The 8,917-nt window shown below is 58.6% G+C and carries 10 protein-coding genes; 7 read left to right on the top strand and 3 right to left on the bottom strand.

Annotated features, from left to right (window positions below):
- Together ACQKP4_RS27405 and ACQKP4_RS27400 are read left to right on the top strand one after the other, a co-directional pair.
- Positions 1-426, top strand: a 426-nt coding sequence (locus ACQKP4_RS27405) for a MucB/RseB C-terminal domain-containing protein (protein ID WP_427637138.1), incomplete at its 5' end; no start/stop codon positions are given.
- 182 nt (positions 427-608) lie between these two features.
- Complete coding sequence (locus ACQKP4_RS27400; RefSeq protein WP_427637136.1) at positions 609-2,033, top strand: DegQ family serine endoprotease; 1,425 nt, start codon at positions 609-611, stop codon at positions 2,031-2,033.
- 74 nt (positions 2,034-2,107) lie between these two features.
- On the opposite strand, the gene ACQKP4_RS27395 is transcribed toward ACQKP4_RS27400, so the two are convergent.
- Positions 2,108-3,541, bottom strand: a complete 1,434-nt coding sequence (locus tag ACQKP4_RS27395) for a M48 family metalloprotease (RefSeq protein ID WP_427637135.1) — start codon at positions 3,539-3,541, stop codon at positions 2,108-2,110.
- Positions 3,542-3,640: 99 nt separating this feature from the next.
- Between ACQKP4_RS27395 and ACQKP4_RS27390 the strand changes: the two genes are divergently transcribed.
- The gene (locus tag ACQKP4_RS27390) at positions 3,641-3,880 is read left to right on the top strand and encodes a sulfurtransferase TusA family protein (protein ID WP_427637133.1); all 240 of its coding nucleotides are present in this window, start codon (positions 3,641-3,643) and stop codon (positions 3,878-3,880) included.
- 31 nt (positions 3,881-3,911) lie between these two features.
- A complete protein-coding gene (locus ACQKP4_RS27385) occupies positions 3,912-4,982 on the top strand; it encodes an AI-2E family transporter (protein ID WP_427637132.1) in 1,071 nt (356 codons plus the stop codon).
- A 141-nt stretch (positions 4,983-5,123) separates the two neighbouring features.
- Here the strand turns inward: ACQKP4_RS27385 and ACQKP4_RS27380 are convergent, their stop codons facing one another.
- Entirely contained in the window at positions 5,124-5,597 is a 474-nt protein-coding gene (locus tag ACQKP4_RS27380) for a peroxiredoxin (protein ID WP_427637131.1), read from the bottom strand.
- A 10-nt stretch (positions 5,598-5,607) separates the two neighbouring features.
- Positions 5,608-6,168 carry a glycine cleavage system protein R gene (locus ACQKP4_RS27375; protein ID WP_010462255.1) on the bottom strand — a complete coding sequence of 187 codons (561 nt, stop codon included), beginning with the start codon at positions 6,166-6,168 and terminating at the stop codon, positions 5,608-5,610.
- 327 nt (positions 6,169-6,495) lie between these two features.
- On the opposite strand from ACQKP4_RS27375, the gene dapA reads away from it, so the two are divergent.
- From dapA to ACQKP4_RS27360, 3 genes are all read left to right on the top strand, one after another.
- Positions 6,496-7,374, top strand: a complete 879-nt coding sequence (gene dapA, locus ACQKP4_RS27370; protein ID WP_427637130.1) for a 4-hydroxy-tetrahydrodipicolinate synthase — start codon at positions 6,496-6,498, stop codon at positions 7,372-7,374.
- A 17-nt stretch (positions 7,375-7,391) separates the two neighbouring features.
- Positions 7,392-8,507 carry an outer membrane protein assembly factor BamC gene (gene bamC, locus ACQKP4_RS27365; RefSeq protein ID WP_427637129.1) on the top strand — a complete coding sequence of 372 codons (1,116 nt, stop codon included), beginning with the start codon at positions 7,392-7,394 and terminating at the stop codon, positions 8,505-8,507.
- Positions 8,508-8,511: 4 nt separating this feature from the next.
- The coding region (locus tag ACQKP4_RS27360; RefSeq protein ID WP_427637128.1) for an MBL fold metallo-hydrolase at positions 8,512-8,917 on the top strand (406 nt) is incomplete at its 3' end.

Raw genomic sequence — 8,917 nt, 5'->3', positions numbered from 1 at the left:
ACGCAACTGGATACGGCCGACGTGCCGACGGAGAAAGACCTTCAACCTGGCGCTGATTGCAAGGCGGTCACGCTTGACAGTGACAAGGCTTCCGCGATCAAGACTGCTCAGGTTTGGCGTTCGGACTGGTTACCACCCGGGTTTGAGCTGACCAGCAGCAGTGCCCGTAAAGATCCTGAGACCAAAACCCAGGTCAACAGCCTGATGTACGACGACGGTCTGGCGCGCTTTTCGGTGTTCCTTGAGCCGCTCAACGGTGCAACTGTCACCGATACTCGCACTCAGCTTGGCCCGACGGTCGCGGTGTCTCGGCGCTTGACGACACCCCAGGGCGAGATGATGGTAACGGTCGTGGGTGAAATTCCGATCGGCACCGCGGAACGGATTGCGCTTTCCATGCGCACTGATGCCACTGCAACCAAGTAGCGAGCTCATGTCGAAATGTTTGGTGAGCATTTCAATTTGCAAAAAATCCTGAATTTTTCTATAGGTCAGAGCCTCACGGCTCTGGCCTTGTTTTGTTGTTCCCGGAACAAAAATACCGGCGTATCGTTCCCGGTGTTCCTTGCTCCATATCGCTTAACCATGCTCGTCGTAACGGGAGCCGTATGTCGATACCACGCTTGAAGTCTTATCTCTCCATTTTTGCCACCGTGCTGGTGCTCGGTCAGGCGGTGACTGCTCAAGCAGTCGAATTGCCTGACTTCACCCAACTGGTCGAGCAGGCCTCGCCTGCGGTGGTAAACATCAGTACCACGCAAAAGCTGCCGGACCGCAAAGTGTCCGGTCAAATGCCGGACCTTGAAGGCTTGCCGCCAGCGTTGCGCGAGTTCTTCGAACGGGGCATGCCACAGCAGCGTTCGCCGCGCGGTGATCGCCAGCGTGAGGCGCAATCCCTGGGTTCGGGTTTCATCATCTCGCCTGATGGCTACATTCTGACCAACAACCATGTGATCGCCGATGCCGACGAGATTCTCGTTCGACTGGCCGACCGCAGTGAACTGAAAGCCAAATTGATCGGCACCGATCCACGTTCCGACGTGGCATTGCTGAAGATCGAAGGCAAGGACCTGCCGGTTCTGAAACTGGGTAAATCCCAGGACTTGAAAGCCGGACAGTGGGTTGTCGCCATCGGGTCGCCGTTTGGCTTCGATCACACCGTGACCCAAGGTATCGTCAGTGCTATCGGTCGGAGCTTGCCGAACGAAAACTACGTTCCGTTCATCCAGACCGACGTGCCGATCAATCCGGGCAACTCCGGTGGTCCGCTGTTCAATCTGAACGGCGAAGTAGTCGGCATCAACTCGCAGATCTACACCCGTTCAGGCGGCTTCATGGGGGTGTCGTTTGCGATCCCTATCGATGTGGCGATGGACGTTTCCAATCAGCTGAAAAGCGGCGGTAAAGTCAGCCGCGGCTGGTTGGGCGTAGTGATTCAGGAAGTGAACAAGGACCTGGCCGAGTCGTTCGGTCTTGAGAAGCCGGCCGGCGCACTGGTCGCTCAGATCCAGGATGACGGCCCGGCTGCCAAGGGTGGGCTGCAAGTGGGCGATGTGATCCTGAGCATGAATGGTCAACCGATCGTCATGTCTGCTGATCTGCCGCATCTGGTGGGAGCCCTGAAAGAAGGCGCGAAGGCCAATCTTGAGGTCATTCGCGAGGGCAAGCGCAAGAATGTCGAGCTGATCGTTGGCGCAATCCCTGATGAAGGCAAAGAGCTGGGTGCATCGCCCAAGTCCGGTGTTGAAACCAGCAGTAATCGTCTGGGCGTGGCCGTCGCCGATTTGACTGCAGAGCAGAAGAAAACCCTGGACCTCAAAGGTGGTGTAGTCATCAAGGAAGTTCAGGACGGCCCTGCTTCGTTGATTGGCTTGCAGCCCAATGACGTGATCACTCACCTGAACAACCAGGCCATTGGCGACAGCAAGGAGTTTGCCGAGATTGCCAAGGCGCTACCGAAGAATCGCTCGGTGTCGATGAGAGTTCTGCGTCAGAACCGTGCAAGCTTCATCACCTTCAAACTGGCTGAATAAACCGGTAGTTGGCTGAATAAAAAACCGCCTCGAAAGAGGCGGTTTTTTTGTGCCTGAAAGATGTCTCTGAAGGCTCAGCCCATCATGTCCTTGACCATGCGCTCCTGTTCCATCAACTCACGCTGTCGCGCATCGATGCGCGACGACAGCGGGAAGTTGCTGCCCGCTTTGCGCTTGGCGAAGTCGAGTTGCTGAATGGCTTGACGATAGTCGCCAACCAGCGCGAAGTACTCGGCGCGAGCCTGGTGCAACCCGATAATGTTGCCCGACAGTCCGCGTGTCTCAGCCACTTGGTACCAGACGTCCGGATCGTCCGGGCGCGATTTGAGCAGACCTTCGAGCGCCTTTTCCGCATCGGCGGCGCGGTTCTGTTTCAGCAGCAGATCGACGCGTACCTGATTCAGCGGATAGTTGCCGGGATATTGCGTCAGCATCCGGTCGACCCTTGATTGAGCGTCGGGCAGGCGGTTGTTGGTGATGTCCAGATCGACTTGCGCCAGGTTGTAGATGATCTCGTTCGGGGACTTGGCCAGCAGCAACTTGAGATTCTCCCGCGCCTCGTTCAACTGGCCGCCCTTGATCTGGGCGATCGCCAGACCATACCGGGCAACGTCGTTGTTGGGGTTCTCATCGAGTTGTGCCCTGAAGCGCTTGGCGCCCAAACCTGGCGTTTCTTCATAGATCAACTGGACCCGCGCTCGAATCAACTGATACCGCATCGTGTCTTCGACGCCGCCCGGTTTGGCCTGTTCGGCGCGGTTGCGAGTGTCGGCGATCCGCGATTCAGTCACCGGGTGAGTCAGCAGAAATTCCGGTGGCTTGGCGTCGAAGCGATACTGACGCATCAATCGTTCGAACATGGTCGGCATCGAACGTGGGTCGTAACCGGCTTTTTCCAGATTGACGATGCCAATACGGTCGGCTTCCTGTTCATTCTGGCGCGAGAAACGCCGCTGCTCTTGAATCGCCGCTGCTTGAGTACCGGCAATCGCCGCGATCCCGGCATCACCGGCCCCGGCTGCCGCGATGACGATCCCGGCCAGCAGAGCGGCCATCATCGGTACTTGCATGCGCTGTTGCGCTTCAACGCCACGGGCAAAGTGGCGCTGCGACAAGTGAGCCAATTCGTGGGCCAGTACCGACGCGTATTCGCCCTCGGTCTGCGCGTAGAGGAACAGGCCGCCATTGACCCCGACAATTCCGCCCGGCGCCGCAAAGGCGTTGAGCTGCGGGCTGTTGATCAGGATGAACTCAAGGCGCCGGTCATTCACCTGGCTGGTTTCCACCAGGCGGTAAACACTGGATTCAACGTAGTCCTTGAGCTGCGGGTCGTTGAGCTGCGACACCTGGCTGCGCAACAGTGCCAGCCACGCTCGGCCCAATTGATATTCCTGTTGCGGCGAGACGATGGCAGAACTGGCGTCGCCGAGTGACGGCAAGTCGTCGGCGAAGCCCGGTGAGGCGAGCAGGCAAGCGAGCGTCAGCAGGGTAGGGCGCAAAAAAGTCATGCACAAAGCCTTAGTCGACAAAGAGCTTACTGTAGCCGGACACTTGGCTTGGGACCAGATATTCTAGGCAGCTCAAAACACCTGACCCGGAGTGAAGCAATGACCGATGCTGTAGCCCATGACGTCGAACTGGACGCCAGCGGCCTGAATTGTCCGTTGCCGTTGCTCAAGGCCAAACTGGAACTCAATCGACTGGCCAGCGGCGCCGTGCTCAAGGTCATCGCCACCGATGCGGGCTCCCAGCGCGACTTCCGCACCTTTGCCCGATTGGCCGGCCATACGCTGCTTCGCGAAGAAGACGAGGCGGGTGTTTACCGCTATTGGTTGAAAAAAGCCTGAAACCCGCTGCGTTCGTTTCTAAGGATTATTGATGTTCAAAGTGTTACGCGACTGGATTCAGCGTTATTTTTCCGATGAAGAAGCCGTGGTGCTGGCGGTTCTGTTGTTTCTGGCGTTTACCGCCGTGCTCACCCTGGGCGGCATGCTCGCGCCGGTGCTGGCGGGGATGGTGCTGGCGTACCTGATGCAAGGGCTGGTGGTAACGCTGGAGCGCCTGCGCATGCCCGGCGGCGTGGCGGTGGGATTGGTTTTCGCACTGTTCATGGGGGTGTTGCTGGTCTTCATGATTGTCGTGGTGCCGTTGCTCTGGCATCAGTTGATCACGCTGTTCAACGAGTTGCCGGGCATGCTCGCCAAATGGCAGTCGTTGCTGTTGCTGCTGCCTGAGCGCTATCCGCATCTGGTGTCAGACGAACAGGTGTTGCAAGCCATTGACGTGGCGCGCGGCGAGATCGGCAAGTTCGGTCAGTGGGCGCTGACATTCTCGCTGTCGAGCCTGCCGCTGCTGGTCAACATCATGATCTATCTGGTGCTGGTGCCGATCCTGGTGTTTTTCTTTCTCAAGGACCGGGAGATGATCGGCCAGTGGGTGCGCGGTTACCTGCCGCGCGAACGGGCGCTGATCACCCGCGTTGCCCACGAGATGAACCGGCAGATCGCCAACTACATTCGCGGCAAAGTCATCGAGATTTTCATTTGCGGTGGCGTGACCTACCTGGCGTTCGTCGTTTTGGGGCTCAACTACGCGGCGCTGTTGGCATTGCTGGTGGGCATATCAGTGGTGGTGCCCTACGTCGGGGCGGTGGTGGTGACCGTGCCGGTGCTGCTCATTGCGTTGTTCCAGTGGGGCTGGAGTGATCAGTTCATCTATCTGATGGCGGTCTACGGGATCATTCAAACGCTGGATGGCAATGTGCTGGTGCCGTTGTTGTTCTCGGAAGCGGTGAATTTGCACCCGGTTGCGATCATTTACGCGGTGCTGTTGTTTGGCGGGCTGTGGGGATTCTGGGGGGTATTTTTTGCGATTCCCCTGGCGACGCTGTTCAAGGCAGTTCTGGATGCATGGCCGCGTAAAGAGCCGGTGGTGGCGCCACTGCTCTAACCGTCAGCTGCGAATACTCAGCGAGCTGACGGCCCCATCCGGAGCAAGCTCGGTCCCACAGGTGACCCTTTATGCCTGACAACTCGGTCTACTGTGGGAGTGAGCTTGCTCGCGATGGCGTCGTGACCGGCGCCAATAATCTCAGGCTTTATTCAATGCCTCAGCCGCAGCCAATACCGCATCCACATGCCCCGGCACCTTCACACCGCGCCATTCCTGACGCAGTACACCGTTTTTGTCGATCAGGAACGTGCTGCGATCAACGCCCATGTATTCCTTGCCATAGAGCTTTTTCAGCTTGATCACGTCGAACAACTGGCACAGCGCCTCTTCTTTATCGCTAATCAGCTCGAAGGTGAAGGCTTGCTTGGCTTTGAAGTTCTCGTGGGATTTCAGGCTGTCGCGGGACACGCCAAAGACTTCAGTGTTGGCAGCTTTAAAGGCCTCCAACTGATCGCGAAAGCCTTGGCCCTGGGTCGTGCAGCCCGGTGTGCTGTCTTTCGGATAAAAGTAGATCACCACTTGCTTGCCTTTGAGGGCGGCGAGGCTGATGGTCTGTCCGCTGGTGGCGGGCGCTTCGAAATCGGCAACCGGCTGGTCGATGGCAACGGCCATGAAAGCTTCCTTACATTGGGTTTTGTGGGCGCCACGGTTCGATCAGGGCATCCAGGTTCAGCGCGTCGGCGAAATCCAGGAACTGATCGCGTAACCAGCTGATTTGCACGCCGGCCGGCAGGGTCACGGTAAACGTGGCGTTGAGCATGGTGCCGCCGGTTTGCGGTGCCTGATACGTGTCGCAGGTGAGATTTTCCAGCTCGACGTTGTGGTCCATGAAGAACTGGCACAGCTCGTTGATGATGTCCGAACGGTAGGCGGAGCTGACGTACGCAACATAAGGCAGGGCCTGGGGGCGGTTTTCCAGCGCGGCACTGCGCACCACATTCACGGTGAATGCATGCTTTTTGGCAAGGCCGGGCAGGCTGCCTTCAAGGCGCGCCAAGGCGTCCCAGCTGCCGGAGATTTCGAGGATCAACGCACTGCACTCGCCATGACGGGTCAGGCGAGAGGTGACCACGGCGCAGCGATTTTCATGGCTGGCGCGGCACAGGACGTTAGTCAGCTCCATGGGGTTGGCGCCGAGGGCACTGATGACAAGGAATTGTTCGCGAACTGTGGGGGTGGACATGCAGCATTCCTAAAGCGATGAGCGGTCGGTACTTCTACGGGCTTTTATTACCGGGGGCGAGCCTGCGGATGCGAATTCAGAAAACCCGGGCGAAGGTTGCAACGTGCTCCATCAAGACAGGAGCGAAGGGTGGCAACGCTGGATCGGGGCTTGTGATGCCGAAAATGGAGGCTGAAACCCGGCGCAAGAGCTTATCAGTACCGATCAAAGTCTGAAGGGTAGCGAAAAGCGGCGCCAAGGGGAATGGCGGCAGCGCAGTACTTCGCTTGTACAAGCATCTTGGCGCCAGTACCATTACCGCTCTCTTTTTCCGGCAGGAGCGGTTTCATGATTGCGGGCAGTATGGTGGCACTGGTCACACCCATGGATGCACAAGGGCGTCTTGACTGGGACAGCCTCAGCAAACTCGTGGACTTCCACCTTAAAAACGGTACTCATGCCATTGTCGCGGTCGGTACTACCGGCGAGTCGGCAACCCTCGACGTCAACGAGCACATCGAAGTCATCCGTGCCGTGGTCAAGCAAGTCAATGGTCGCATCCCGGTCATCGCCGGCACCGGTGCCAATTCGACCCGCGAAGCCGTCGAACTGACCCGCAACGCGAAAGAAGCCGGAGCCGACGCCTGCCTGCTGGTCGTTCCGTATTACAACAAGCCGACCCAGGAAGGTCTGTACCAGCACTTCAAGCACATTGCTGAAGCGGTCGATATTCCACAGATTCTCTATAACGTTCCTGGCCGCACGTCTTGCGACATGCAGGCCGAGACCGTAATTCGCCTGTCCACCGTGCCGAACATCATCGGCATCAAGGAAGCCACCGGGGACCTCAAGCGCGCCCAAACCATCATTGATGGCGTGAGCAAGGACTTCATTGTGCTGTCCGGTGATGATCCGACAGCGGTTGAGCTGATCCTGCTCGGCGGCAAGGGCAATATCTCCGTCACCGCCAACGTCGCTCCGCGCGAAATGGCTGACCTGTGCGAGGCCGCGCTCAAGGGCGACGCCGCAACCGCGCGGGCAATCAACGAAAAACTGATGCCGCTGCACAAAGACCTGTTCATCGAAGCCAACCCGATTCCGGTGAAATTTGCTTTGGTGGAAATGGGCCTGATGCACGAAGGCATTCGCCTGCCATTGACCTGGCTGAGCACACCTTGTCATGAAACGCTCCGCACGGCCCTGCGCCAGTGCAGCGTCCTGGTTTAATTGAGGAAGCACTACGCATGAAGCGATTGGCCGGACTTTCCGCACTTGCCTTGATTATCTCCAGCACCAGCGGCTGTGGATGGGTCTGGGGCCCGGAAGGTTATTTCCGTGACCGTGGTAGCGATTACCTGGAAGCGCAACAGACTGCACCCATGCAATTGCCACCGGACGTAACCACCTCCAAGCGTCTGGATCCGCTGCTGCCGATCCCGCGCAACGTGGCCGACGACACTGTTAAAGGTGAATACATCGTGCCGCGTCCGCTGCCTCTGTCCGCAGCGGCTGACGCCAGCGCCTACTCGTTGCAGAAGAGCGGCGACTCAAGTTCGATCCTGGCTCAGAATCCGCCGGCCGAAGCTTGGCCAGTGGCTGTGCAGTTCTTCCAGGACAACGGCTTCCGTCTGGATGAGCAGAAACCGCAAACCGGTGAGTTCACCACCACCTGGCAGCATTCCGATGAGCTGTCCGCGGCGATGGCCAAGCGCCTGAGCGCTGCCGGTATCGCATCTGACAGCGAGACCCGCGTGCGAGTGCGGATCGAGCCGGGCGTGCAGCGCAACACCAGTGAGATCTACGTGGTCAGTGCTCAACGTCCAGCGGGTAGCACCGCCGATGTCGACTTCACCAATCGTTCGGTCAACACCGGCCTGGACGCGGCACTGGTCGACGACATGCTGGCAAGCATGAGCCGCATCTCGGAGAAGGGCGGTTCGGTCTCCATGCTGGCTTCGCGTGATGCAGATATGCCAGGTCGTGTCAGCCTGAGCGAAGACGGCAGCGGCAACCCGGTATTGAACGTCGGTTCTGACCTGGATCGTGCCTGGTCGAGCGTTGGTCGTGCGCTGGAGCAAGGCGAATGGCGCGTTGAAGACATCAACCGCAGCCTGGGTCTGTACTACATCAACCTGTCTGAAAAAGCCGAGAAGAAAGACGAGAAGCCAGGTTTCTTCAGCAGCCTGTTCGGCAGTGCGCCGACCAAGGAAGAAGTTGAAGCCCGCGCCGAGCGTTATCAGGTTCGCCTGAGCAAGGTCGGCGACAGCGTCCAGGTCACCGTCGAGAAGAACATCAACACCGTTGCGCCGGCTGAAGTGGCGCGCAAAGTGTTGAGCGTGATTCAGGACAACCTGGGCTGATCCCATGCGTTTTGCCGTTCTCGGCAGCGGTAGCCAAGGGAACGGCACGCTGATAGCCAGCGATGACACGTATGTGCTTGTGGATTGTGGTTTCTCCCTGCGGGAAACCGAAAAACGCCTGCTGCGCTTGGGTATCCACCCTGCGCAGTTGAGCGCGATACTGGTGACCCACGAACATGCCGACCACGTGCATGGCGTGGGTTTGCTGTCTCGGCGCTACAATCTGCCGGTCTACCTCAGTCGCGGGACCCTGCGCGGGATGCGCAAACCGATTGAACCAGCGGGCCTCCTGGCCGGCGGCGAGCAACTACAGGTTGGCGCCCTGAACATCGAAGTCATTGCCGTGGCCCACGATGCGCAGGAGCCGACGCAATACGTATTCAGTGACGGCGAGCGGCGCTTCGGTCTGC

This window comes from Pseudomonas sp. NPDC086278, from assembly GCF_050280905.1.
Lineage (GTDB): Bacteria > Pseudomonadota > Gammaproteobacteria > Pseudomonadales > Pseudomonadaceae > Aquipseudomonas.
This window is presented reverse-complemented; position numbering and strand designations above follow the sequence as displayed.

Excerpts from the sequence above, each read along its gene's own strand:
- dapA (WP_427637130.1), top strand. The coding sequence starts at position 6,496 with ATGATTGCGGGCAGTATGGTGGCACTGGTCACACCCATGGATGCACAA.
- ACQKP4_RS27390 (WP_427637133.1), top strand. The coding sequence starts at position 3,641 with ATGACCGATGCTGTAGCCCATGACGTCGAACTGGACGCCAGCGGCCTG.
- bamC (WP_427637129.1), top strand. The coding sequence starts at position 7,392 with ATGAAGCGATTGGCCGGACTTTCCGCACTTGCCTTGATTATCTCCAGC.
- ACQKP4_RS27400 (WP_427637136.1), top strand. The coding sequence starts at position 609 with ATGTCGATACCACGCTTGAAGTCTTATCTCTCCATTTTTGCCACCGTG.
- ACQKP4_RS27380 (WP_427637131.1), bottom strand. The coding sequence starts at position 5,597 with ATGGCCGTTGCCATCGACCAGCCGGTTGCCGATTTCGAAGCGCCCGCC.
- ACQKP4_RS27385 (WP_427637132.1), top strand. The coding sequence starts at position 3,912 with ATGTTCAAAGTGTTACGCGACTGGATTCAGCGTTATTTTTCCGATGAA.
- ACQKP4_RS27375 (WP_010462255.1), bottom strand. The coding sequence starts at position 6,168 with ATGTCCACCCCCACAGTTCGCGAACAATTCCTTGTCATCAGTGCCCTC.
- ACQKP4_RS27395 (WP_427637135.1), bottom strand. The coding sequence starts at position 3,541 with ATGACTTTTTTGCGCCCTACCCTGCTGACGCTCGCTTGCCTGCTCGCC.